The organism is Nocardiopsis sp. LDBS1602 (assembly GCF_035818715.1).
Taxonomy (GTDB): Bacteria; Actinomycetota; Actinomycetes; order Streptosporangiales; family Streptosporangiaceae; genus Nocardiopsis; species Nocardiopsis alba.
On record NZ_JAYLVW010000003.1, the window covers coordinates 118,815 to 144,381 of the forward strand.

General features: G+C 69.4%; 11 protein-coding genes. 10 read left to right on the forward strand and 1 reads right to left on the reverse strand.

Translation table 11 applies throughout. From position 1 onward, the window contains the following. The first annotated feature begins 4 nt into the window (after window positions 1–4). Complete coding sequence (locus tag U9J66_RS12650; RefSeq protein WP_326337752.1) at window positions 5–451, forward strand: helix-turn-helix domain-containing protein; 447 nt, start codon at window positions 5–7, stop codon at window positions 449–451. Next, window positions 349–624 carry a hypothetical protein gene (locus U9J66_RS12655; RefSeq protein ID WP_326337754.1) on the forward strand — a complete coding sequence of 92 codons (276 nt, stop codon included), beginning with the start codon at window positions 349–351 and terminating at the stop codon, window positions 622–624. Before U9J66_RS12650 ends, U9J66_RS12655 begins: the two co-directional genes overlap by 103 nt. A 7-nt stretch (window positions 625–631) precedes the next feature. Here the strand turns inward: U9J66_RS12655 and U9J66_RS12660 are convergent, their stop codons facing one another. Continuing rightward, window positions 632–1,003, reverse strand: coding sequence for a DUF952 domain-containing protein (locus U9J66_RS12660; protein ID WP_326337755.1), 372 nt, complete (start codon window positions 1,001–1,003; stop codon window positions 632–634). Between the two features lie 590 nt (window positions 1,004–1,593). Here U9J66_RS12660 and U9J66_RS12665 point away from each other — a divergent pair. From U9J66_RS12665 to U9J66_RS12700, 8 genes are read left to right on the forward strand one after another with little or no spacing between them, the layout of a single operon-like run. Beyond that, window positions 1,594–2,451, forward strand: a complete 858-nt coding sequence (locus U9J66_RS12665; RefSeq protein WP_326337974.1) for a 3-hydroxyacyl-CoA dehydrogenase family protein — start codon at window positions 1,594–1,596, stop codon at window positions 2,449–2,451. Between the two features lie 51 nt (window positions 2,452–2,502). Then, the gene (locus U9J66_RS12670; RefSeq protein WP_234305902.1) at window positions 2,503–3,522 is read left to right on the forward strand and encodes an HAD-IIIC family phosphatase; all 1,020 of its coding nucleotides are present in this window, start codon (window positions 2,503–2,505) and stop codon (window positions 3,520–3,522) included. 31 nt (window positions 3,523–3,553) lie between these two features. After that, on the forward strand, window positions 3,554–3,808 hold the full coding sequence (locus tag U9J66_RS12675) for a phosphopantetheine-binding protein (protein WP_017534292.1): 255 nt from the start codon (window positions 3,554–3,556) through the stop codon (window positions 3,806–3,808). Then, complete coding sequence (locus U9J66_RS12680) at window positions 3,801–4,949, forward strand: acyl-CoA dehydrogenase family protein (RefSeq protein ID WP_326337756.1); 1,149 nt, start codon at window positions 3,801–3,803, stop codon at window positions 4,947–4,949. The genes U9J66_RS12675 and U9J66_RS12680 overlap by 8 nt, the downstream gene beginning before the upstream one ends. 60 nt (window positions 4,950–5,009) lie before the next feature. After that, window positions 5,010–15,077, forward strand: a complete 10,068-nt coding sequence (locus U9J66_RS12685; protein WP_326337757.1) for a non-ribosomal peptide synthetase/type I polyketide synthase — start codon at window positions 5,010–5,012, stop codon at window positions 15,075–15,077. Then, a complete protein-coding gene (locus U9J66_RS12690) occupies window positions 15,074–16,321 on the forward strand; it encodes an ACP S-malonyltransferase (protein WP_042284624.1) in 1,248 nt (415 codons plus the stop codon). The genes U9J66_RS12685 and U9J66_RS12690 overlap by 4 nt, the downstream gene beginning before the upstream one ends. Next, complete coding sequence (locus tag U9J66_RS12695) at window positions 16,318–20,889, forward strand: SDR family NAD(P)-dependent oxidoreductase (RefSeq protein ID WP_326337758.1); 4,572 nt, start codon at window positions 16,318–16,320, stop codon at window positions 20,887–20,889. The genes U9J66_RS12690 and U9J66_RS12695 overlap by 4 nt, the downstream gene beginning before the upstream one ends. 36 nt (window positions 20,890–20,925) lie before the next feature. After that, a complete protein-coding gene (locus U9J66_RS12700) occupies window positions 20,926–25,566 on the forward strand; it encodes an SDR family NAD(P)-dependent oxidoreductase (RefSeq protein ID WP_042284627.1) in 4,641 nt (1,546 codons plus the stop codon). The last annotated feature ends 1 nt before the right edge of the window (window position 25,567 follow it).

Below are 25,567 nucleotides of genomic sequence, written 5' to 3' on the forward strand. Positions count from 1 at the left end.
CCGCATGAAGAGTTCCAGCGATCGAGGCAAGGGGAACCCGGGTAACCCGCAGGGAGGTTCCGAGGAGGAGTGGGCGCGGTTCGGGCTGCGGGTGAGGGAACTACGGGAAGCGGTCGGGCTCAGCGTCGGTGACCTGTCCACCAGGGAGATACGAGAAGGCTCCACGGTCCAACGGATCGAGAAGGGCGACACCGACGTCCCCCTCTACCTCGCCGAGTACCTGGACCGAAGGCTCAAAGCCCAGGGAAGCCTGGTCAACGCCTGGGCGCGCACGAAGCCCGACATCCATCTGGCCACCGGCGGCCGTCCCCATGACCGGTCGAGACCGCCACCCTGTGCGCGAGCGAGATGGCCGACAACCCCAGGGTCGCCCACCGCATCGAGCACGGGGTCCTCCCGCAGTGGATGGACGTGGCGCGGGAACGCCGTGAGCGCGAGGCCGCCGCCATGAACACGGCGCCCCCGCCGCCCCTGCCTCCACAGACCCTGACCCCACCCCATCGGACTCGGGCACGGGGACGTCACCGGGCTCCGAGCCGATGGTGCCGCCGGCGGGCCCTGTTCCACGGGGCGCTGTCGGTGCTCGGGGTGATGATCGCCCCGGTCATCGGGGCGTTTCCGTAGGAGTCCCTCAGGTTCGCTCGGGGGACGCCTCCAAGGTGGTGTAGGTTCCCTGGGCGTCGCGGACCGGGTACAGGACCTCGACCACGGCGGCGCGAGGGATCGGCCCATAGACATGGGGGAAGAGCACCTCCGCGCCGACCCCGGGCGGGGGAGCGGGGTCGGCGGCCTCCCAACGGACCTCGGCTTCGAGGTGATCCGTATCGACCACCAGGACCACCATCGGCTCCGCGGTCCGCGCGTAGAACCGGTTCGCCACCGCGAGCATGGTCGGCTCGTCCGGAGAGGCGTGCAGGAACCCCTCGGTGACGAGCGACTCCGCCTCGATGTCCCCGCCGGCACGCCAGCGGGACAGTTCGGTCAGGTGCAGGATGCGAGTCATGAGCCGGACGCTACACGTTCGGGCGCGGCCCTGACGTGGGGTCCGCTCGCCCCCGGCGGTCCAGAAGTGAGCACGGGCGTCGGTGCATCGGGGCGCGTTCTCCGGTCGGACGGTGGAGGGAGAACCCCCCCTGCCCGGCCGCTTCGGACGCGCTCGAACCAGCTGATAACGCAGGTGGAGGCGTGATTCACGTCTCGCCGTCCCACTCCGTCGGAATCCCGGTCCAGGGGCGGTCGCCCCGTTCGCTCTCCCCGAAAGGACACGGGTCGAGGTTTCCACATCTCGGAGTCACTTCTCGGACATTTGCTCGACTCAAGGGGGGATCGTCACTCGGCGTCATAAGAGGAATTCCTAATGTAATTCCAATAATTGACGATCCTGGATTGTCGCGGTCCGCGCGCCCAGGGCCAGCGATAACTCCCGCAAGAGCGCCTGAATCACGCTCTGGAAGATCAATTCAAACCGAAGGAGTCTTGAATCCTCTCTTCCCTGGCGCAGTGGACGACGCTAGGCTGCCAACCGCCGAGCGAGGGTTTCGCGGGGCGTCATTGGAACAGTCGCATGATCCTGCCAAGGGAGGTGAGGTGGCGATGTCCGTTGTCGGGATCATTGGATCCGGAGTGATGGGTAAGGACGTGGCCGTTACTTGCGCCGCCAGCGGGTATAACGTGGTGCTTTACGATCACGACCCCGGTGTTCTCGGGGCGACCGAAGGTGACATACGCACCCTCGTAAGGCGTTACCGGATGACGGCTCCAGAAGATCCTCGGTGGCGTGACAAAGGCATTCCCGGCCGTATTCGTATCACCGATGACATGGCGGAGTTCGCCGGGGCCGACCGGATCATCGAGAATGTCGTCGAGGACGCCGCCGTCAAGGAGGAGGTCCACCGCGAGCTGCGGGAGGTGTGCGGGGAGGGCCCCCTGATCGCGGTGAACACCAGCTGCGTCTCGATCACGAGGCTCGCGGCCCTGGCCGCACGGCCCGAGTCGGTGATCGGCATGCACTTCATGAACCCGGTACCGCTCATCGAGTGCGTGGAGCTCGTGCGAGGTCACCACACGTCCGACGAGACGGTGAAGCTGGCCGAGGGTTTCGTCGACTCGCTGGGGAAACGGCCCGTCGTCGTGCGCGATAGCCCCGGGTTCGTCTCCAACAGGCTGTCCCACCTGTTCATGAACGAGGCGGCGTTTCTCGTTCAAGAAAGGGTCGCCGACCCTGAACAGATCGACGAGATATTCACCTTGGGCTACGGGCACAAGATGGGGCCGCTCGCCACCGCTGATCTGATCGGTCTGGATACCGTCGTCGACTCTTTGCGGGTTCTGTACGACGATCTACAGGATCCGAAGTTCCGCTGCTGTCCGCTATTGAAAAAGATGGTCGACGCCGGACTGACCGGTCGTAAGAGCGGACAGGGTTTCTACACCTACGGTGTTTCTCGTTGAACGTGAAAGTCATGTGACGGTTCGCGCATGGGAGTGAAGCAGTCGGTGAAGATGGCGAAATGTGTCGTGTGGGATCTCGACGATACGCTCTGGAAGGGAACCCTCTCATCGGGTGACGAAGTGGTTGTGGATCCGCGGATTCTCGAGACCGTCAAGACGCTGGACGAGCGCGGCATCCTACAGTCCATAGCGAGCAAGAACAACCACGACGACGCCATGCGCAAACTCGAGGAATTCGGTCTCGCGGAGTACTTTCTCCACCCGCAGATCAACTGGAACAGCAAGTCCAGTTCCCTGACCGAGCTTCAGGCGAAGCTGAACATCGGTCTGGACACCTTCATCTTCATCGACGACCAGGAGTTCGAACGTGACGAGGTCGCCTTCGTCCACCCGGACGTCGAGACGATCGACGCCGCCGACCGGTTCCTGCTGACGGACCTGCCGCGGTTGTCCCCGGTCCACGTCACCGAGGACGCGAGGCGCAGGCGCCTGATGTACCGGGAGGGCGAACAGCGCGACCGGTCCGAGCTCGCCTTCCAAGGACCCCACGACGAGTTCCTGCGCAGCCTCGACATGGTCCTCGACATCTCCCCGGCCGGAGGGGACGACCTGCTGCGTCTGGAGGAGCTGACCCACAGGACCAGCCAGCTCAATTCCACCGGCATCCACTACTCGTACGACGAACTCGAGAAGCTCATCGACGATCCGGGCCATGACCTGTGGGTCTGTGAGCTGACGGACCGCTATGGCTCCTACGGCAAGGTCGGGATGGCGCTGGTGGAGAAGTCCGGCGACCAGTGGACGATCGCGCTGCTGCTCATGTCCTGCCGAACGGTCTCCAAGGGCGTCGGAACGGTGCTGTTGCAGTTCCTGGTCAAGCGGGCCGCGGAGCGCGGAGCCCGCCTCTTCGCCAGGTTCCGGCGTACGGACCGCAACCGCCAGATGCTCCTCACCTACCGGTTGGCGAACTTCCACGTCGTCTCACGTGACGGAGTGGACCACCTGTTCGAGAACGATCTCGAGATCGTCCGTGACTACCCCGACCACGTAAGGGTGAACGTCGATGCATGACAGCGGAACACCGGTCGATGCGGCTCCCGACATGGATGTTCGCGAGAGCATCCGGGGCTACATCAAGGACAACATCGCCTCGCTGGGCGAGGACGGCCTTCGAGACGACGACAACATCTTCGAGAAGGGCTTCGTCACCTCGATGTTCGCCATGCAACTTCTGGCCCACATCGAGAGCGCCTTCGACGTCGAGGTCCCCGACGAGCACCTGAACCTGCACCGTTTCAGCTCGGTCGAGCGGATGGCGGAGATGGTGTCGGAGCTGAGAGCGGTGCGCCGTGAGTGACCGTTCCCCGGACTCCGTCCTGAAGCGGGCCGAGGCCTTCGCCATGGAACTGGCGCCCCGCGCAGGTGAGTTCGACCGCGAGGAGCGGCTTCCACGCGAGGTCGTCGAGCGGATGGCGGACGAGGGTTTCCTCGGAGCGACGGTCCCGGTCGAGTGGGGCGGCCTGGGCCTGACCCCGATCGAGTACGGCGAGCTCACCGAGATCATCGGCAAGGCGTGCGCTTCGACCCGCGCGCTGCTGACCGTTCACGCGTCCCTCGTCGCCCAGACCCTGGCCGGCAGGACGTCCCGAAGGATCAAGGAGAAGTACCTGCCCGACCTCGCGCGAGGCCGGAGGATCGCCTGCTTCGCGTTGTCGGAGGCCGAGTCCGGGTCCGACGCGGGGTCCGAGGCCGGAGGGATGTCCACGAGGTACACGCGGAAGGGCGACGTGTTCCTTCTGAACGGCCGCAAGAAATGGATCTCCTTCGCCGGAATCGCCGATGTATTCCTCGTCTTCGCCGTGGACAACGGCGTCGTCAGCGCCTTTCTCGTCGACCGGGACATGCCGGGGGTCGAGACGTTTTCGATGTCGGGGATGCTCGGAAACCGGGCTACGCACATGGCCGAGATCGTCCTCTCCGACGTAGAGGTCCCGGCTGAGAACCTCGTTTCGGGAATCGGTGCGGGATTCGCCTTCGTCGCCAATACGGCACTGTTCCACGGGCGCTACAGCATCGCCTGGGCGGGTGTGGCGCTCGCGCAGGCCGCCCTTGAGGAGATGTGCACGTACGCGGTCCGGCGTCGCCAGTTCGGCAGCAGGATCGGGTCGTTCCAGCTGGTACAGGGGATGATCGCGGACGCGGTCACCAGTGTGTCCGCCGCACGCGAGCTGTGCGTGAGGGCCGGGAGGCTGAGCGCCGAACGCAGCCCGGACGCGATCGCGGCGACGAACATCGCCAAGTACTTCTCTTCGACCGCCGCCTGCCGTGTCACTTCGAACGCGGTTCAGGTGCTCGGTGGGAACGGGTGTTGGAACGGATATCCGGCCGAGCGTTTTTTCAGGGAAGCGAAGATTCTGGAGATCATTGAGGGGACCTCGCAGGTGCAGGAGACGCTCATTGCTGATTTCGGTCTCAAAACTTTTTCCAGGAAAGGTTGACTCGGGAAAGATGTACAGCTTCTGCATTCTGGTCGCCTCCGGGTACGGGCGGCGGTGTCGATGACGACTCCATGGGTTCTGAGCGCACCGAGTAAGAGGGCCCTGCGCGATCGCGCGACACGGCTCCTGAGGAAGGTCGAGAAGGGGACGGCCGGTTCCTCGGGCGCGGCCGACTCCCTGGTGTCGACGCGCCCGGCACGCGCGCACCGGGCCGTCCTGCTGCCCCGCGGAGACGACTGGCGGGAGCCTTTGACCGCCGTGTCCAAGGGACACGAGGACCCGCGGGTGGTGTGGGGCGTCGCCGACCGCGACGAGCGGCCGGTGTTCATCTTCCCCGGGCAGGGCACGGTCTTCCCGGGGATGTGCGTCGACCTGTTGGAGGCCTCTCCCGAGTTCGCCCGGCGGATCGGCGAGTGCGCCGACGCTCTCGCCCCGCACGTCGACTGGTCCCTCGTGGACGTCCTGCGCGGCGCGGGCTCGGAGTCGGAGCTGCGGCGGCCCGACGTCGTGGAACCGGTCCTCTTCTCGATCATGGTCGCTCTGGCCGGCCTCTGGCGCTCCCATGGCGTCGAGCCGGCGGGTGTCCTCGGTTTCAGCCTCGGTGAGATCGCCGCGGCGTGCGTGACGGGTGCTCTGCCGCTGGACGAGGCCGCGCGTGTCGCCGTGCTGTGGAGCAGGGCGCACGTCCCGATGGTGGGCCAGGGCGGTATGGCGATGGTCGGACTGACCACCGAGGAGGTTCATGAGCGTTTCGGTTCCGGCGGATCCGACGCCATCGACGTCGCCGGGGTGTTCGATGCCCGTTCGGTGGTGATCGCCGGCACCGATCCGGCCGTCGACCGCATCGTCGAGGACCTGCGCGACGAGGGGATCTACGCCCAGAGGCTGTCCGTCGAGTTCCCCGCGCACTCTCCAAGGGTCGAACCGCAACGCGAGTCCCTGCTCGCCTCGCTCGGTCGTGTCTCCCCGCGGGAGACGGAACTCCCCTTCTACGCCGGTACCACCGGTGGACGTATCGACACCGCGGAGCTGGACGCCGAGTTCTGGTACCGCAATCTACGCAGTCCGGTGATGTACGAGCGGGCGGCTCGTGCCGTGCTCGCCGACGGCCACCGGACACTGGTGGAGCTCAGCGCCCACCCGGTGCTCGTTCGTCCCACGAAGGAGGTCGTCGCGGATCTCGGGAGCGACGCGCGGGTGATCGGCACCCTGCGTCGTGACCGTCAGGGGGCGTCCCGTTTCGTCGTCTCCCTGGCGGAGGCCTGGACGCACGGGGCGCCGGTCGATTGGAGCCGACCGCTGCCGGTGGACGACGACGCCACCGGGCCGACCGTGTCCACCGGGCCGGACGCGCCCTCCGAGCCGGTCGCGGCCGGCGGTGAGCTGGTCGACGCGATCGTCTCGTACATCGTCGGCGAACTGGAGGGCGGGTCCGCCGACGACGTCCTCCTGGACCCGGCGCTGCGCGAAGCGAACCTGTTCTCCCTCGGCCTCGACTCGATCCGGTTGGTCTCCCTACAGGCCAAGCTCGAGCGCAGGCTCGACATTCGCCTGGAGAGCACGTGCATCATCGACCACCCCGAGCCGATGGCGTTGGTCGAGGAGATACGGCGGACGCTCGATCCCCCCGACCGGGCGAGGGAACCGGCCCCCCGTCCGTCTCCGTCCCCCGCTCCGGCGGCGTCGGGCGGACCCGTCGCGATCGTCGGTATGGGGATGCGGCTGCCCGGGGGCATCGACGATCGGCGACGGCTCTGGGACGTGCTCATCGAGAAGACCGACGTCGTGGAGCCGATCCCCGAGGACCGATGGGCGCAGAGCTCCTTGGACACCGCTGAGGTGACCACCACGCAGGGCGGCTACCTGCGCGACGTCGACCGGTTCGACCCGGCGTTCTTCGGTATCTCGCCGAGCGAGGCCGAGCTGATCGACCCGCAGCAGCGGCTGCTCCTCGAGCTGACCTGGGAGGCCTTCGAGGACGCGGGCCTCGACCCGTACGCCGCGGGTACCGCCGGCCGGGTCGGAACGTTCGTCGGCATCTACAACAACGACTACCGCCAGGTCGGGCAGGACCTCGGATACTCCCACGAGGCGTACACGTACACCGGCAACATGGCCAACGCCGCCGCCGGGCGTATCTCCTACACCTTCGGTTTCCGGGGCCCCAGCATGGCGATCGACACGGCGTGCTCGTCCTCGTTGTACGCCCTCCACCTGGGCGGTCAGGAGCTGAAGCGGGGCGGATGCGACCTCGTCGTGGCCGCGGGCGTCAACCTGATCCTCAGCCCCGAGGGGCACCTGTCGTGGTCGAGGCTGGGCGCCCTGTCGCCATCGGGCCGCTGCCGCAGCTTCGACGACGGGGCCGACGGCTACATCCGCAGTGAGGGTGGCGTCGTCGTCATCCTCAAGCGGCTGGCGGACGCCGAGCGTGACGGCGACGACGTCCTCGCCGTCCTGCACGGCTCCGCGGTCAGCCACAACGGTCGCGGCGGCGGATTCACCGTACCCAGCAGCGTCGCCCAGAGCCAGGTGATCAGGGACGCGATGGCCGAGGCCGGGGTGGGGGTGGAGGACGTCTCCTACGTCGAGGCCCACGGATCCGGAACACCCATCGGTGATCCTCAGGAGATCAACTCCCTGGCCAGGGTCTTCGCGGGCCGTACGGAGAAGGTCGGCGTCGGCAGCGTCAAGTCGAACCTGGGGCACCTGGAGTCCGCAGCGGGCATGGCGGCGCTCTGCAAGGTCGTGACCAGCCTCCAGCACGGGCGTCTGCCGGCCACACTGCACTTCCGCGAAGGAAACCGCCTCATCGACTGGGACGACGCCCCGGTCGAGGTCATCACCGATGACGTTCCATGGGAGCCCTCGAACGGGCGCCGTGTGGCGGGGATCAGTTCGTTCGGCGTCAGCGGGACCAACGCCCACGTCATCGTCGCGGAGCACGAGAAGCGGCGGGAGGAGACACGGCCCACCCTCGGCGCTTCGGACACACCCCGTTTGCTGCCGGTCTCGGCGAATTCCGCCGAGGCGCTCCGGAGCGGGCTGCGCGGTCTCTCCGATTGGAGCGCCCAGAGCACGGCGGACCTCGGCGACGTGGCGCACACGTTGGGCAGGCGGCGCGGCCTGAAGTACCGGAGGGCCCTGGTCTGCGCCTCGATGGAGGAGATGCGGACCGTCGCCGGAACGGAATCCGCCGGAGAGATGGTCAAGGCCGACCCGCACGGGTCGGGGCCGGTGTTCATGTTCTCCGGTCAGGGGACGCAGTACCCGGGCATGGCCCGTGAGCTCTACGACCACGCGGAGGAGTTCCGGCGCGAACTGGACGAGCTCGACCGGGAGTTCCGCAGGGTCGCCGACATCTCCCTCCTGGAGGTCATGTTCGCCGAGGAGGAGGACGAGCGCTTCCGGTCGCCGATGTACACCCAGCCGATGATCTTCTCGGTCGGGTTGGCGCTCGCCCGATACTGGGCGAGCCGGGGCGTCACCCCCGCCGCGGTCATGGGCCACAGCATCGGCGAGTACGCCGCCTCCTGCTTCGCGGGGGCCATGAGCCGCGAACAGGCCGTCGAACTGGTCGTTCACCGGGCGCGCGTGGTCGCGGACTCTCCGGCCGACGGTTCGATGGCGACCCTTCTGTGCTCCGCCGAACGGGCGAGAGAGCTGCTCGCCTCCGCCCCGGACGTCTCACTGGCGGCCGTGAACTCCTCGGAGAACGTCACCGTCTCAGGCCCGGCCGACAGCCTGGCCGCGGTCCTGAAGGCCGCGCGTCGGAACCGCGTCTTCGTGGAGCGGCTCGACGTGTCGCATCCCTTCCACTCGGCACGGATGGCCTCGGCGGCGGAGAGCCTGCGGGATCGGATCCGCGGATGGGACTTCGACGCCCCGTCGATCGAATGGATCTCCACGCGGACCGCGAGGCCGGTCGAACCCGGTTCTCCGGTCGACGCCGACCACTGGAGTCGGCACATGGTCGAACCCGTCCTGTTCAAGGACGCCGTGGCCTGGGCCGTCCGGGCGGGTCTGCGTACCTTCGTCGAGATCGGCTCCACGGCGACGCTGGGCGGGCTCGTCGCCCAGGAGTTCGGTGACGACGTGGTGGTCCTCCCGAGTCTGCGCAAGGGCAGGTCCGACGTGCGGCAGTTCCTCGAGGGCGTCGGCCGGCTGTGGGAGCTGGGCGCCGAGCTCGACCTCGGCCGACCGTCTGGCACGGGGCGGCTGCTCCACGACCTACCGCACACCCCGTTCGACAGGCAACGGATCTGGTACCGAGACCGCACCGGAGAGGGTGGCGCGACCGTGGACGTCCGAGCCGACGACACCGTGACGGCCGACGTCACGCCGAGTGGTCCGACGAGCGGCTCCGCGGGGGACACCGCGGCCGTTCCCGCCGACGCCCCCCGCAGGCACGCCGAGGAGAAGGCCGTGGCGGAGGTCATCACGCGGGCGCTGAGCGAGGTCACCGGCGTGGCGACCTCGGAACTGGACCCGGACGTGGAGCTGTTCTCGCTCGGTGTCGACTCGCTCATGCTCGTGCAGCTCGGCAAGCGCATCGAGAAGCACTACGCGCTCGACATCCCGATCACCACGTTCTTCGAATCGCTCCACACGGTGGGACGGGTGACCGACTTCGTCCTGCGGAACCGTCCGGAGCCCGAACCCTCCCCGGAACCGGCGCCGGCGCCTTCGGTGTCGTCCGTGCCCGATCCGCGGCCGGGCGAGGCGTCGTCCCCGCCCGTCGCCGGGCCGGGCGGTACCTCGGCCTCCGGGATCGAGGCGGTGGTCCATTCCCAACTGGCCCTCATGCGGGAACAGCTCCAGGTGCTCGGGGGCACGGCGCCCGCGGCCGGCGCGGCCGGCGCACCGGAGCCGGACCTCGAGGCCGTGCCGCGGCGCCGGGCGCCGGGCAGGTCTCGCAAGGTCGGCGCGTACACCAACAACATCTCGCTGAGCGGCAGCAGGCTCACCGAACGGCAGCGGCGGTTCATCGCCGACTTCGTCGCCCGTTACACCGCCAGGACCGCGGGGTCGCGGGCCTATGCCGACTCCCACCGCCGGCACATGGCGGACTGGATCAACTCGCTCAACTTCGACACGGACCTGAGGGACACCTCCTATCCGTTGGTGTCCTCCCGCTCCCAAGGCGCCGCGTTCTGGGACGTGGACGGCAACCGGTACGTCGACACCGGGATCGGTTACGGCGTCCACTTCTTCGGACACCAGCCCGACTTCGTCGTACGCGCGGTGCGCGAGCAACTCGAGTCGGGGTTCGAGCTGGGCCCCCAGAACAGGGTCGCCGGAGAGGTCGCGGAACTGATCCACGACATGACCGGTGCCGAACGGGTCGCCTTCTGCAACACCGGTACCGAGGCGGTGATGGTGTCGCTGCGGCTCGCCAGGGCGGTCAGCGGACGGGACAAGATCGTACGGTTCACCGACTCCTACCACGGCGGTTCCGACGCGGTCCTGGCCGAGAGCGACGGAACCGATAGCGTTCCGCTGACCATCGGTATCCCCCCGGCCATGGTCGAGGACACCGTGGTTCTCCGCTACGGGGCCGAGGAATCGCTGGAGCGCATCCGCCGGCAGGGCGGCGACCTGGCCGCCGTGCTGGTGGAACCGGTGCAGTCCCGCAATCCGGGCCTGCGACCCGCGGAGTTCCTGCGCGAGCTCCGACGGATCTGTACCGAGCACGGGATCGCGCTGATCTTCGACGAGATGATCGTCGGCTTCCGGCTCGCACTGGGCGGAGCCCAGGAGTACTTCGGGGTCGAGTCCGACATCTCGCTGTACGGCAAGCTCGTCGGCGGCGGTATGCCGGTGGGCATCGTCGCCGGCAAGAGCACCTATCTCGACGCCGTCGACGGTGGAGGGTTCTCCGACGTCGACGATTCCCGGCCGGCGGTGCCGACGACCTTCTTCGCCGGAACGTTCTGCAAGCACCCCTTGACCATGGCCGCCTGCCGTGCGGTGCTGACCTTCCTCAAGGAGAACGGCGAGGAGCGGCTCGCCGAGCTGAACAGGTTCACGGACGACTTCGTGCGGAGGGCCAACGACTTCTTCGATCGGGAAGAGGTACCGATCCGGCTGTCGCACTGCGCCTCGATGTACAAGTACGAGAACGTGGCGCAGCGCGACATGGCCCTGATGACCCTGACCACGAACCTCTTCTTCAAACTGATGGCCCACCACGGCGTGTTCGTGTGGGAACGCCGGTCGGGGTACTTCTCGCTGGCCCACACCGAGGAGGACAAGGAACGCGTCCTCGAGGCGTTCCGGACGGCCGTGCGGGAGATCCGGGCCGGGGGCTTCGAATTCCGGCGTTCGCGGTCGGTCTCCCGCTCCGGTTCCGACGCGGTGGGCACCGGGACGGAGCCCGCGGCCACGCGGAGCGGGCCCCGCTCCATGGCGCTCTCCGCGGAGGAGAAGCGGGTCTACGTGAACTCCCGTATGCGTGGCGGGAACGAGGCCTACCAGGTCCCGGCCCGCCTCCACTTCGACGGATCGCTGGACCCGGACCGGGTGGACGCGGCCTTTCGCGCCATCGCCCGAAGGCACCCCAAACTGCGTAGCCGCTACGAGATCGATTCCGGAGACGTCGTCTGCCGTGTCCTCGAGGACATCGAGCCCGAGGCCCACCTCTTCGACGGGGCGGGACCGGAGGAGATCGCGGACGTGATGAACGCTCCGCTCGACATGACCCGGGCGCCGCTGTGGCGCTACGGCATCGTCGTCGGCGAGGACGGCACCGATGACCTCGTCGTCTCGTTCCACCACGTCATCGTCGACGGCCGGGGGTTGGAACTGATCATCGGCGAGCTCGCCGACCACCTGTCGAACGGGCGTCCGACCGACACCGAGGAGCCCGCGGGCTACGAGGAGTACGTACGGATCCGATCCGAGCTGCCCGATCGACCCGATTACCAGGACCACCGGCGGTGGTGGCTCCGCGAGTTCGAGACACCGCCCCCTCCCCTCGCGGTCCCGACCGACGAGCCCCTCCCCGCCATCAACGACTTCAGCGGGGGCCACCACTACACGCGCATCGACCCCGAGGTGCACGAGGCGGCCACGAAGGTCATTCGCGAGCACCGGACGACACCGTTCTTCTTCTACCTGTCGTTGTGGTCTGTACTGCTGGCCAGGACGAGCGGCGAGAGCGACCTGTGCGTCGGAGTGCCGTTGGATCAGCGTTCCCTGGGCTCCTTCGAGGGCACGGTCGGGATGTTCGCCCAGTCGCTGCCGCTGCGGCTGAGGCCGGACTCCGGTACCCGCCTGTCGGATCACCTTCGGCGGGTACGCGACACGGGTCTCGCCGCGATCGAACACGCGCACTACTCCTACGAGACGTTGATCGAGGAGTTGGACCTGGAGCGCGACCACGGACGCAACGCCCTGTACGACACGATGTTCATCTACACGAACGCCCGGGGGCGCGCGCACAGGTTCGGTGATCTCACCGCCACCACCGAGGACTTCGGCATGCGCGGCTCGATGCTCGCCCTGACCCTGGAGATCACCGAGCGCGACGGTGGTCTGTTCGTCGACCTGAACCACTCCGGCGTGTTCGGCGAGCGGAGAATCGCCGATCTGATGGCCCGGTTCCACGCACTCGTCGCGCAGGCCGTGCGGGACCCCGATCGCAGGATCGGTGAGATCCCGCTGATCGACGACGACACGACGGAGCGGCTCCTGTCCTGGGGCTCCGGTCCGCGTACGACCGACGTGCCCGGCCTCGCGGAGCTGTTCGACCGGGTGTTCACCGAGCACGCCGACCGTCCGGCGATCCGTTTCCAGGACGAGGTGACGACGTACGCCCAACTGTCCGAGAGGGCCGGGCGGCTCGCCGCCCTGCTCCGTGACTCCGGGGTCGAAAGGGGGGATCCGGTCGGGCTGCTGCTGCCACGGTCTCCGGACCTCGTGGCCACCATGCTGGCCGTCCACCGGGTCGGTGCCACCTGGCTGCCGTTGGACGTGACCGATCCGCCGGCGCGGCTGCACTCCGTGATCGAGGTCGCGAAGCCGACGAGGATCCTGTGCCTTCCCGAGAACGAATCGGTCCTTCCACCGGACGGGAGGGCGCTGACGATCCGTGACCGGGACCTCCCGGAGACGGTCGTACCGGAACCCTCGGAGGACGACCCCGACGGTCTCGCGTACATCATCTTCACCTCCGGTTCCACCGGTCGCCCCAAGGGAGTCACGGTCGCCGACGACGCGCTGGCCAACTTCCTCTGGGGCATGCCCAAGGCGCTGGACTGGGAGGAGAACGTGACGACGGCGTGCCTGACGACCCCGTCGTTCGACATCCATCTCCTCGAGACCCTGATGACCCTGGTCACCGGTGGAACCGTGGCGATGGCGGGCGAGGGGGAGGCACGGACACCGGCGGAGATCGCGGAGTTCGTGGCCGCCAACGGCGTCGCCTACATGCAGATGACGCCGAGCCGCCTGCGCATGCTGTGCGCCGACCCGGACGCGGCGCGCAGGGCACTGGCGCCGTTGGAGAGGCTCGTCGTCGGAGGCGAGGCCTTCCCCGAGGACCTGTTGCCGGATCTGCGGGCCGGGACGTCGGGCCGGATCTTCAACGTGTACGGGCCCACCGAGACCTGTATCTGGTCCAGCGTCAAGGAGCTCACCGGCCAGGCCCCCGTCACCATCGGTAGGCCCATCGCCAACACCACCTTCTACGTGCTCGACGACGACCTCCAACTCGTCCCCGAGGGCACCGAGGGCGCCCTGTGGATCGGTGGCCGCGGAGTGTCGCCCGGGTACCTGTACCGTCCCGAGCTCACCCGTGAGGCCTTCCGCGACGACCCCTTCCGAGAGGGCCGGATCTACAACAGCGGGGACCGCGCCCTGTGGCACGACGGTGAGGTCCGCTGCCTCGGTCGGCTGGACAACCAGGTCAAGGTCCGGGGGCACCGCATCGAGCTCGAGGAGATCGAGCAGGCCCTCACCGAGCACGTACACGTGGTCGGGGCCGGGGTGATCGTGGACGAGGTCTCGCCGGGGAACCGGGTCATCCGCGGGTTCTACGAAGTACGCGAGGACGCGGAGGTCGGGCCGGAGTCGCTGAAGGACTTCCTGAACGGGAGACTGCCCGGCCACATGGTCCCGGCCACGCTCACGGCGGTCCCCGCCGTGCCGATGACGACGAGCGGCAAGATCGACCGCCCGGCCCTGGCCCTCCTGGAGGCCGTACCGGTCGGTGGCGGCCGGCCGGACGAGCCCTCGGAGGTGAGCGAGGACCTTCTCATGGCGTGGAGGTCGGTGCTCGGCGACGTCCCGTTCGGCCCGGACGAGAGCTTCTTCGACCTGGGAGGCAACTCGTTCAGCCTCATCCTGCTGCTGGAGAAGCTGAACGCCGCCTTCCCCGGGACGCTCGACGTCAGCGACCTGTTCGCCGAACCGACTCTCGGAGGGCAGCAGGAACTCCTGGAGCGGAGGTCGGCGCGGAGCCGCCCGGCCGACGCCCCGACCGACAGCGGTGTGCGGCCGCCCGAGGACTGGTTCGTGCCGGGCCGGGGCGTCGACGGGACCGCGGAGGTCGCCCTGCCGGACCGGGTGCGGTCCGCGCTGCTGCGGCACGGCACGGGCGACGGGGCCACGGCGCGGGCCCTGGCGCACGCCGCGTTCGCGTTGACCGTCGGCAAGGCACTGTCCTGTGACGACGTCACGCTCCACGTGGCGACCGCCCCCGGACGGGTCGCCGCGGTCACCTTCGACCTCGTCGGCCGGACCGACCTCGCCGAGCTGGTCGACGATCACCTGCGATCCGTCGGCGACGCCGACCGCGAGGTGGAGCTCGACCGGATACGCCCGGGTCGCGGCGACGGCGCCAGGGTGACCATCGCGTGCACCGATCGCGCACGAACGGAGGAGAGCGAGCTCCTCCGGTACGCCGACCTCGTTCTGGGGACCGACGTGACCGCGCGGCCGGCGACCGTGGCGCTCGCCCACCGGGGGGAGATCGCCCCCGAGGCCGTACACGGACTGCTCGACGGCTACGTGCGGCTGCTGGGGCTCCTCGCCCCGCCCACCGGAGACTCCGGTTCCCGCACCCCTCCCCGTGCGGTCGACACCACAACTGGACACGCGCACGCACCGGACCGGAAGGATCAGTCATGACCAACCTCGCGCTCCTGTTTCCCGGCCAGGGGTCCCAATTCACCGGAATGGGTCGTTCCTGGTTCGAGTCGGAGAGCAGCGTTCGAGAACGCTTCGACCAGGCCTCCGAGATAGTGGGTTACTCGCTCGCCGATCTCTGCTTCACCGGACCCGCGTCCGAGCTCACCCGGACGCGGCACGCGCAGGTCGCGCTGCTGGTCCTGAGCTTCGGTATGTACGAGGTGATCAGTAGGGACCGCAGGCTGCCGGTCACCCACATGGCCGGGCACAGCCTGGGCGAGATCACCGCGCTGCTCGCGGCGGGAGCGATGGGCTTCGAGGACGCGGTGCGGCTGGTGAAGGTCCGGGGCGAGGCCATGGAGGCCTGCACCACCGCCGGTGACACGGGCATGATCGCCGCGCTCCGGACGCCGGCGGCCCAGGTCGAGAAATGGGCCGAGGAGTTCAACTCCGACGGCCACGCGGTACAGGTGGCCAACTACAACGCCGAGCAGCAGACCGTGCTGGCCGGCACGCTCGAAGAGCTGCGGGGGATGGCCGGCCTGCTCGAGGAGCGTGGCGCCAGGGTCGCCTGGCTCAACGTGGCGGGCGCCTTCCACAGCACGCACATGGCCGACGCCGTCCCCGCGTACGCGGCGGAGATCGGGAGGATCGGGTTCACGGAGCCGACCGTCCCGGTCTGTAGCACCGTCACGGGCCGGGTGTACGAGAGCGTCGAGGAGATCAGGGGAGCCCTCTCCGAGCAGCTCACCAGCCCGGTCCGGTGGGACGCCGTCATGTCGACGCTGACCGCGGACGGTGTCGGGCTGTGGATCGAGGTGGGGCCGAAGAACGTCCTCGGCAAGATGGTCGCCGGTGCCGTCGAGGACGCGCGTGCCCACAGCCTCGGCGAGGACGCCGAGGGGACGTACGCGGCGCTCGATCGGGCCATCGAGGAGCGGAGGAACCGCCCCGGTCTCGTAGGCCTGTGCCTGGGAGCGGCCGCCGCGACCCGGAACAGGAACTTCGACGACGACGAGTACGCCTCCGGTGTCATCGCGCCCTACCGCCGGCTCCAAGAGCTCGCCTCCACCGAGGACGAGGAGCTCACCGACGCGGGGAAGAGGGAGGCCCTCGACCTGCTGCGCACGATCATGGGGACGAAGGGCGTCCCCGAAGCCGAGCAGCGGGAGCGGATCACGTCGATCCTGCGGCGCACCGGCGACTCCGCGCTGCTCGAGCCGACCGGAGGGGCCGTCTCATGAATCCCCTGCTGTCCATCGGCGACCTGGACCTGGCCGACCTCCCCGAGGACGCCGAGGTGCGGATCGACCACTCCGGGGTCGGGAGTCGGGATACCCCGATCGCCATCATCGGGATGAGCGGGCGGGTGGGCGACGCCGCCGATCTCGACGAGTTCTGGGAGATGGTCGTGCGAGGCGAGCGCGGCCACCGGGAGCTCTCCGAGGAGCGGCGCGCCGACGTCGACGCCTACCTGGCCGCCCGGGGGGCGCGACGACCCTCCCCCGAACGCTACTGGAACGGCACCCGCCTGCCCTCGGTGGCCGGATTCGACTACCGGTTCTTCTCCATGTCCCGGCAGGAGGCCCGGGCCGTCGATCCCGACCAGCGGATCTTCCTCGAGACCGCCTGGGCCGCGCTCGAGGACGCCGGGCACCTGAACACCGAGATCCAGGGCCGGAGGGTCGGGGTCTACGTGGGCATGTCGAGCGACTTCGGCGAGGACTATCGGACGATGATCCAGGCCGTTTCCCCCGACGCCCCGGAGATCTCCGTCGCCGGAAACGTCAAGTCGATCATCGGGAGCAGGATCGCGTACCTGCTGAACCTCCGGGGCCCCTCGATGCTGGTCGACACCGCGTGCTCCTCGGGCCTGGTCGCCGTCCACACCGCCTGCCGCGCGATCCAGCGCGGGGACTGCGGCATGGCGATCGTCGGAGCCGTCAACAGCGACCTGCTCCCGGTCGTGGACGACGGCTCCGGGATCGGCATCAAGGACCTACAGGACACCTCGTCCCGGGACGGCCGCACGCGGACCTTCGACCGCAGGAGCGACGGGACGAGCGCGGCCGAGGGCTGCGTCGTCTTCGTCCTGAAGGCGCTCGATCGGGCACAGCGCGACGGCGACACCGTCCATGCGGTCATCCTGGGCGGCGCGGTCAATCAGGACGGCGCCTCCAACGGCATCACCGCGCCCAACGCGGACGCCCAGGGCGACCTCATCGACGCGGCGCTCGCCGACGCCGGTGTCCCCGCGGAACGGATCAGCTTCATCGAGGCGCACGGCACCGCGACCCGCCTGGGCGACCCGGTGGAGATCGGGGGTATCGAGCGGGCGTTCTCCCGTCACACCACGCGGAAGCAGTTCTGCGGGATCGGCACGGTCAAGACGAACATCGGCCACATGGACAACGCCTCCGGACTGGCGGGCCTGGCCAAGCTGGTGTTGTCGATGAGACATCGGACCCTGCCGGCGAGCCTCGGGTTCGAGGACCCCAACCCCAACATCTCCTTCCCGACGTCTCCGGTGTACGTCAACGACCGCACGGTGCCGTGGGGCGGCGACCCGGACGAGACCCTGTACGCGGGCATCAGCAGTTTCGGCCTGAGCGGGACCAACTGCCACCTCGTGGTGCGCAGCGCGGATCCGGACCCCGGACCCGAGCGGGTCGCCGCGACCGGTCCGATGCTGCTCCCGTTGAGCGCGCCGGACACCGAGGGCCTCAAGCGGCTGGTGGAGCGCTATCGGCGGTTCCTGGGCGGACGTGACGTGCACCTGGCGGATCTGTGCCACACCGCGTCGACGGGGCGCATGCACCACCGGTCCAGGGTCGCCTTCGTGTGCGAGGACCGGGAGGAGTTGCTGACCCTCCTCGAACGCTTCGCCGACGGCACGGACGGCACCGACGACATCGCCACCGGGGAGTTCCGACTCGCGGCCGCCGGCGGCGAACGACGCGATCCCCGCGGCCTCACCGCCGACGAGAGGAAGCGGCTGAGCCGTGAGGCGGCACGGTCGCTCGACGGAGGGGCACCCGACCGCGACGGTCTGCGGCGCCTCGCCCGCCTCTACGTCCGCGGCGCCGACGTCGACTGGAACAGGGCCGCCTCCCCGGGCGCCCGCCGGATCCCGTTGCCGACCTATCCGTTCGAGCCGTTGCGCTGCTGGCTCAAGACCGACGGCGGGGAACGCCGCGGCGGGCCGGGCGCGGAACTCCACCTGGTGCGTTCCCTGGAGTCGGACATCGCCGTGTGCGAACTCTCCCCACGGCGGTTCTGGGAGCTGTCCGAGCACCGGATCGACGGGGTCGGCGTGCTCCCCGGCACCGGGATCCTGGAACTGCTCGTGCGGGCCGCCCGCGGCCTCGGCCACGGTGGTTCCGGGATGAGGCTGCGCGACCTTCGGTTCCTCACGCCGCTCGCGGTCGACGACGGTACCGAGGTCGAGGTCCACATCGTCTTCGGGCAGGCCGATACGGACGGCGGAGTCCGCCAGGTGACCGTCGCCGCACGGGGCGCGGACGGCGCGTGGGTGCGCAACGCCACCGCCGAACTCGTCACCGAGCCGGACATCGCGGTACCGGAGCCGGTCGACCTCGCGGGGGTGCGGAGCCGAATGAGCCGCGCACTGCATTACGACGACCGGCTCGACCTCTCCAACGGACTGACACTGGGCGAACGGTGGACCGGGAGCCTGCGGGGCGGTCGGGCGAACGCCGACGCGACCGAGATGCTCTACGAGCTGGAACTGCCATCGCGGTACCACGGTGAGACCGACGACTACTTCCTGCACCCGGCGCTGCTCGACACCCTGATCAACGCGGCCAACGGCCTCTACGACGACGAACGGCTCTACCTTCCGCTCTCCTACGGCGAACTGACGGTCCACGGGCCGCTGCCCGCCCGCGTACTGGCGCACTTCCGCAAGCGTCCCACCTCGGTCGAGGGACGGTTGTACGCGTTCGACGTAACGGTCACCGACCCCGACGGTCGGGTCGTACTGGCGGTGGACAACTACTGCGTCAAATCGGCGGTCGGCCTCGACCTGGGCGGCTCCGGTGGATACGGGCACGTGCAGGGCTACCGGAAGGCCTCACCACCGGTCGAGGTCGGAACCGGGGACGCCCCGACGGGGACGGTCCTGCTCTGCGGCGACTTCGGTCCGATGCTCGACGACCTCACCGACGAGCTCCGGTCGGCCGGTCACGACCACCTGCACGTGGCCGACACCGCCGCCGTCGACCGGATCGACGAGGGCCGCGCGTTCGCCTTCGCGATCCTCGCCGGTGTTCCGGAGGACGACGGCACGCCCCTGGCCGAACGGGCGGTCGAGCCCGTGGAGAGGACCGTCTCCCTGCTGAAGGGGCTGGCCGCTCGTCGGCCGGAGCTCGGCGCGGGTCTGCTGGCCGTGACCCGGAGCGCGCTCGCCGTCACCGGTGAGGAGTCCGTCGATCCGGGGCAGGCCGGTGTGCTCGGCCTGACGCGGATCGCAGCCCTGGAGTATCGGGCCCTCGGGATCCGCTGCGTCGACATCGACGAGCACACCCCGCCGAAGGCCCTGATCACGGAGGCACGCGCCACCGATCGGCCGCCGCTGCTGTTCTATCGCGGGGAGCGGCCCCACGAACCGGTCGTCGAGCGGCACGCCGTGGTGCCGCGGGACGAGACGCCGGGGCCGCCCCCTCCGGACGGTGCCGTCATCATCTCCGGTGGCACGGGCGGCCTGGGCGCCGCGGTGGCGCGGGACCTGGCCGAACAGGGGTTCCGGAACCTCGTCCTGCTGGGCTCGGAAGGGCGGGACCCCGCCTCCGCTCCTCCGTTCGGACCGCAGGACGACCCCGCCGTCGCCGAGGTCCTCCGCCTGGACATGGGAGACCCGGAGGCGGTGGAGCGCACCGTCCGCGAGATCAGGGAAAGGTACGGACGGATCGGGGGAGTGATCCACCTCGCGGGACGGCCGGGCGTCGGATTCCTGCACACCAAGACCATCGACGAGTTCATGGCCGTGTACCGACCGAAGGCGCTGGGCGGTATCGCCCTCCATGAGGCGACCCGGGACGACGATCCGCGCTTCTTCGTGGTGTTCTCGAGCGTCTCCGGGCTTCTGCCGATCCACGGCCAGACCGACTACACGGCCGCGAACCTGGTGCTCGACAGCCTGGCCCAGTACCGCGGCGCGCGGAACCTGCCCGCGCTGAGCGTCCAGTGGCCCGCGTGGCGGGAGGTCGGGATGGCCGAGCGCCTGGGCGCCGTGGACGAGGACGAACTCTTTCCTCCGTTGGATCCCGCCGAGGCGACCGGCCTGCTCCGGGAGCTCATGGCGGGTGAGGGGCGGCCGCCGGTCATCATGCCCGGCAGGAAACGGCCGGCGGCGAACGTGGCGGAGCCGGCACGGCGGGCGGACGGGCCCGGCACGGCCGGGGACCGGCCCGTCTCCCTCTACGGCCTGGACCACGTCGGGGAGATCGAGCGGGCCGTCGCCGAGATCTGGGCACGGACGCTCGACGTCACGGAACTGGACGCCTACGACGAATTCGTCTCCCTCGGCGGCAATTCTCTGCTGACCTCGCAGATGTTGAAGCTCTACGACGAGCGTTTCCCCGGCCTCATGGACATCACCGACCTGTTCCGATTCCTGACGATCGCCGACCAGGCCGCGTGCGTCGCCTCCCGCCTCGGCGCCGGAGGGGACGGTACGGGCGGCGGGGCGACGCCGACGGACGACACGGCGGGCGCCGACGACCTCGACCGGCTGCTGGACATGGTGGAGCAAGGGGAGATCACGGTGGAGGAGACCCGTGGACTTCTGTAGCTGGACCGCGCTATTTCGACAGAATCGGGATGCCAGATGGACAAGGTGAAGGCTTTCATCCTCGAGCAGGTCGCGCAGCGGCGGATCGGCAAGGAGGAGGCGAAGACGCTGTTGCAGGAGGTGACGACCTCGTCGTCCCCCCGGCCCGACATCGCCGTCATCGGGATGGCCGGACGCTACTCCGCGGCCGGGAACGTCGACGAGTTCTGGGACTTCCTACGGGAGGGCAGGAACAGCGTGCGCGACTTTCCGCGCTCCCGCAAGGAGGACATGTACGAGGTCCTGCGGAACCCCTACTACTCCGAGGTCATCCTCGGTTCGGTGGTGGACGGTGCCGACCTGGACCGCATCTATTCGAAGAGCGGTTATCTGGACCGGATCGACCGGTTCGACGCGCGCTTCTTCGGTATTCCGCCGCTGGAGGCGGATTACATGGACCCGTACCAGCGGATCGGACTGGAGACCGCGTACGAGGCGCTCGAGAACGCGGGATACGGCGGCGACGGCGTCCGCGGCACGCGGACCGGGGTCTTCCTCGGGCGTGACCAGACGAACTACTCGTACTACCGCATGTTCTCCGAGCGTGATCCGATGCAGCTCTCCGGTTCGTGGGAGGGGCTGGTCGCCAGCCGGATCTCCTACGTGCTGGATCTGACCGGCCCGTGCCTGATGACCGACACCGCCTGCTCCGCGGGCGCGGTGAGCATCCACCAGGCCGTCCAGTCGTTGCAGGCCGGCGAGTGCGACATGGCGCTCGCCGGTGGGCTCAACATGTCGCAGGTCGGTGAGGTGAAGGCCGCGTACATGTCCGGGGCGACGATGGACAGCGTCGAGTCCCATGACGACACCGTGCGCACCTTCGACGCCCGGGCCGACGGGACCGTGTGGGGCGAGGGCGCCGGCATGGTCGTCCTCAAGCCGCTGGCGCGCGCCTTGTCCGACCGGGACCACGTACTGGCGGTCATCAAGGGTTCGGCCATCAACAACGACGGTATGTCCAGCGGGATCACCGCGCCGAGGGCCGAGCAACAGGAGCGGGTCATCCTCGACGCCTGGTCGAGGGCGGGCGTCGACCCGGAGACGATCACCTACGTCGAGGCCCACGGCACCGGTACCGCGCTCGGAGACCCCATCGAGATCAAGGGTCTGTCGGACGCGTTCCGTCGACACACCTCGCGTCGGCAGTTCTGCGGGGTCGGGTCGCTGAAGACCACCATGGGACACATGGTGGGCGCCTCCGGGGTGGCGGCCGTCACCAAGGTGGTCAAGGCCCTCGAGACGGGCGTGCTGCCCCCGACGGCGAACTTCGAGGTACCCAACCCCTACATCGACTTCCCCGAGAGCCCGCTCTACGTCCACGACCGTCTTTCGAGTTGGGACACCCCCGCGGGGACCCCGAGACGCGCCGCGGTCAGCTCGTTCGGCTTCGTCCGGACCAACTGCCACCTGGTACTGGAACAGGCCCCCGCGTACCGCCCCGCGGAGCAGAGCAGACGGCGCTACTGCCTCACCGTCAGCGCCCGGACCGGCGAGGCCCTGGACGAGCTGCTCGAACGCTACTCCGCGATGCTCGCGGAGAGCGCGTGGTCGCTCGCCGACATCTGCTACACGTCCAACGTCGGGCGCGCGCACCACGAGCACCGGCTCCTGATCACGGCGGAGAGCAAGGAGCAGCTCGCGGAGGCCGTGGACCGGGTCCGCGCCCGGGGCCTGGGCACCGACGAGGACCAGGGCGTCCACTACGGGGCGCACACCGTGGTCAGCGACAAGAAGGGCGTGTTCTCCCCCGGGGACGTCACCCGGCAGTCGCTGGAACGCCTCTCGGCCGAGGCCGACGCGGTCGTCGCCGATCGGACGTCCGGCGAGGAGAAGACGCTCGACAGGCTGGCCTCCCTCTATGTGCGGGGCGCGCGGGTCGACTTCGCCGCGTACCACCGGGGGGACGCCCGACGGCGGGTTCCGCTGCCGACCTATCCGTTCGCGCGGACCCGCCATTGGGCCAGGCCGCTGCGGACCCGGGTGCGGGACTTCAGGAGCTCGGAGGCCCACCCGCTGCTCGGCACCGAGGTCGGTCGGACGGACACCGGTGCCGTGTTCGAGAACACGCTGTCGGTCGAAAGGCACTGGGTACTGGCGGACCACCGGATCGATCGCAGGGCGGTGGTGCCGGGCACCACGTACCTGGAGATGGCCAGGGCCGCCTACGCCGCCGTCGCCGGAGCCGGAGCCGTACGGTTCCAGGACGTGGTCTTCCTCATGCCGCTCTCCGTCGACGCCGGCTCCGAGGCGGCCGTCCGGACACGGCTCGACCGGTCGGGCGACGACTACACGTTCCAGGTGCTCAGCAAGGACGGAGAGGACTGGATCCCGCACGTCGAGGGCAGGGTGGGCGGGGCGCCCGCCGAGGAACGGCCGGGCACCGTGGACGTCCCCGCGGTGCGGAACGCGGCGGCCCGGACGGTCGACCCGGTCGCTTTCGAGGCCGACACCGGCGTCTTCCGGTTCGGTCCGCGCTGGGACTCCGTACGCGCGGAGTGGCGGGGCGAGGATCGGACCCTGGCGTTGCTGCGGCCTCGGGAGGGCGTCGACGCCGAGACCGAGGTCTACGGACTGCACCCGGCGATGCTCGACAACGCGGTCAACGTCAGTTCGCAGAGCGAGGGCCGGACCTACCTGCCCTACATGTACAAGGACTTCGTCCTGCACCGGTCGGCACCCGAGTCGTACTACTCGCTGGTGCGCACGGTCCGCGGTGCCCCCGGCGACGAGACGATCACCTTCGACATCGACCTGCTCGACCTCGACGGCGCGGTCTTCGGAAGGATCGGCGGCTACACCGTCAAGAAGGTCGACTGGACACGCTTCAGCGTCACGGGACCCCGTCGCTTCCTGCGGGTCGGCTGGACGGAGACCGAGCCGCCCGAGGAGCGGGAGGACCCGGACGCCGTCTGGGGGGTCGTGGTGGGCGAGACCGCGGCCGGCCATGAGCTCATCGGAGCGTTGACCGAGGCGGGGGTGCGGGTCCTCCCGTGCCACCTGGGATCGGGCGCGCCCGACGAGGACGACGTACGGGCCCTGTGCGCCCGGCTGCGTTCGGAAGGGGCCCAAGGCCTGCTGTTCGCCGCCGACCTCACCGCCGACGAGGGGCTCGCCCACGCGGACCGTCGCGGCGGCGGCGTCGACGCTCTGTTCGAGCTGTACAAGCAGCTTTTGACCCACCGGGTCAAGCTCCCCCTCGGGCTGCGGGTGCTCGGCGGCAACGCCTGGCGGGTGACCGACGACGACACCGCCACGGACCCCTACGCGGCGGCCACCGCGGCACTGGCCATGGTGATCGGGCAGGAGCACCTGCCGGTCGGCGTCCTCGACGCGCCGCCGGGTACGGACACGGATCTGCTGGTCCGCGCGTGCCTGGGCGCTCCGGGACCCGTGCCGCGGGCGATCCGCGGGACCCGTCTGTACACCCGGCGCCTGGAGCGCGTCACGGCGGTCGAGGACGAGGTCTCCGAGAACCCCTACGCCGGAGGCGCCTTCCTCGTCACCGGAGGCGCGGGTGGACTGGGTCTGAACATCGCCGAGGAGATGGCGGCGCGGGGGGCGGAGAGGATCGTCCTGACCGGACGCTCGGAGTTGGGCGAGGCGACGAAGCGGCGCTTGGAACGGCTCCCCGCGGCCGAGTACGTGCGCTGCGACGTGTCGCGGGCCGAGGAGGTCCGCGGTCTGGGCGAACGGCTGAAGGCCGACGGGGTGCTCCTGACCGGCATCGTCCACGCGGCGGGCGTCGCCGGCGACGGTTTCCTCGGCTCCAAGCGGCGGGAGGTCTACGACGCCGTCCTCGCCCCGAAGGTCGACGGAAGCGTCGCGCTGCTGGAGCTCGCCTCCGAGCATCCGGACCCGTTCGTGGTGCTCTTCTCGTCGATCACCGCGGTCACGGGCGGATTCGGGCAGGGGGACTACAGCGCGGCGAACGCCTTCATGGACTCCCTCGCGGCCGGGGCACGGGCGGAGGGCGCACGTGTCCTGTCCGTCGACTGGCCGACCTGGACCGGTGCGGGTATGGCCGTCGACCACGACGTGGACGCGGACGACGCCCCGTTCACGCCCGTCTCGATCCAAGGCGGCCTGGCCTGGCTGGCGTACTTCCTGCGCCATCCGGTCGACGGAGCCGTTCCGGCCGACTTCAACCTGCCGGTACTGGAGCGCGAGTGGGACACGCTCCCCTTCACCGTCTCGGCCGAAGTCGCCACGGCCGCCCGCAACGCGGCCAAGGAGCCGTCGGAGACCGGCGAAGCGGGCGGTGACGCCGTCCTGGCCGGAGTGTCGGATCCGACCCCGACCCAGCTCCGGATCGCGTCCATCTACGGTTCGGTGCTCGGCCTCACGGAGATCGACGCCTACGCCGGCTTCCAGGAACTCGGCGGGAACTCGCTGATGACCGCGAACCTGCTGTCGAAGGTCGAGCAGGCGTATCCCGAGACGGTGGACGTCGCCGACCTCTTCTCGTACTCCACCGTCGTCGACCTGGCCGCCTACATCGACGAGCAGCGCGGCGCGGACGCCGGAGGGACGGACGACCGGGAAGGCGACCGGTCCCTGCGGGAGGCACTGGCCGAGATCGGCGACACGGAGCTGATCTCCGTCTTCGACGACATCGAGGACAGCGGAGAGCGATGGTGAC

Excerpts from the sequence above, each read along its gene's own strand:
- U9J66_RS12650 (WP_326337752.1), top strand. The coding sequence starts at position 5 with ATGAAGAGTTCCAGCGATCGAGGCAAGGGGAACCCGGGTAACCCGCAG.
- U9J66_RS12655 (WP_326337754.1), top strand. The coding sequence starts at position 349 with ATGGCCGACAACCCCAGGGTCGCCCACCGCATCGAGCACGGGGTCCTC.
- U9J66_RS12660 (WP_326337755.1), bottom strand. The coding sequence starts at position 1,003 with ATGACTCGCATCCTGCACCTGACCGAACTGTCCCGCTGGCGTGCCGGC.
- U9J66_RS12665 (WP_326337974.1), top strand. The coding sequence starts at position 1,594 with ATGTCCGTTGTCGGGATCATTGGATCCGGAGTGATGGGTAAGGACGTG.
- U9J66_RS12670 (WP_234305902.1), top strand. The coding sequence starts at position 2,503 with ATGGCGAAATGTGTCGTGTGGGATCTCGACGATACGCTCTGGAAGGGA.
- U9J66_RS12675 (WP_017534292.1), top strand. The coding sequence starts at position 3,554 with ATGGATGTTCGCGAGAGCATCCGGGGCTACATCAAGGACAACATCGCC.
- U9J66_RS12685 (WP_326337757.1), top strand. The coding sequence starts at position 5,010 with ATGACGACTCCATGGGTTCTGAGCGCACCGAGTAAGAGGGCCCTGCGC.
- U9J66_RS12690 (WP_042284624.1), top strand. The coding sequence starts at position 15,074 with ATGACCAACCTCGCGCTCCTGTTTCCCGGCCAGGGGTCCCAATTCACC.
- U9J66_RS12695 (WP_326337758.1), top strand. The coding sequence starts at position 16,318 with ATGAATCCCCTGCTGTCCATCGGCGACCTGGACCTGGCCGACCTCCCC.
- U9J66_RS12700 (WP_042284627.1), top strand. The coding sequence starts at position 20,926 with ATGGACAAGGTGAAGGCTTTCATCCTCGAGCAGGTCGCGCAGCGGCGG.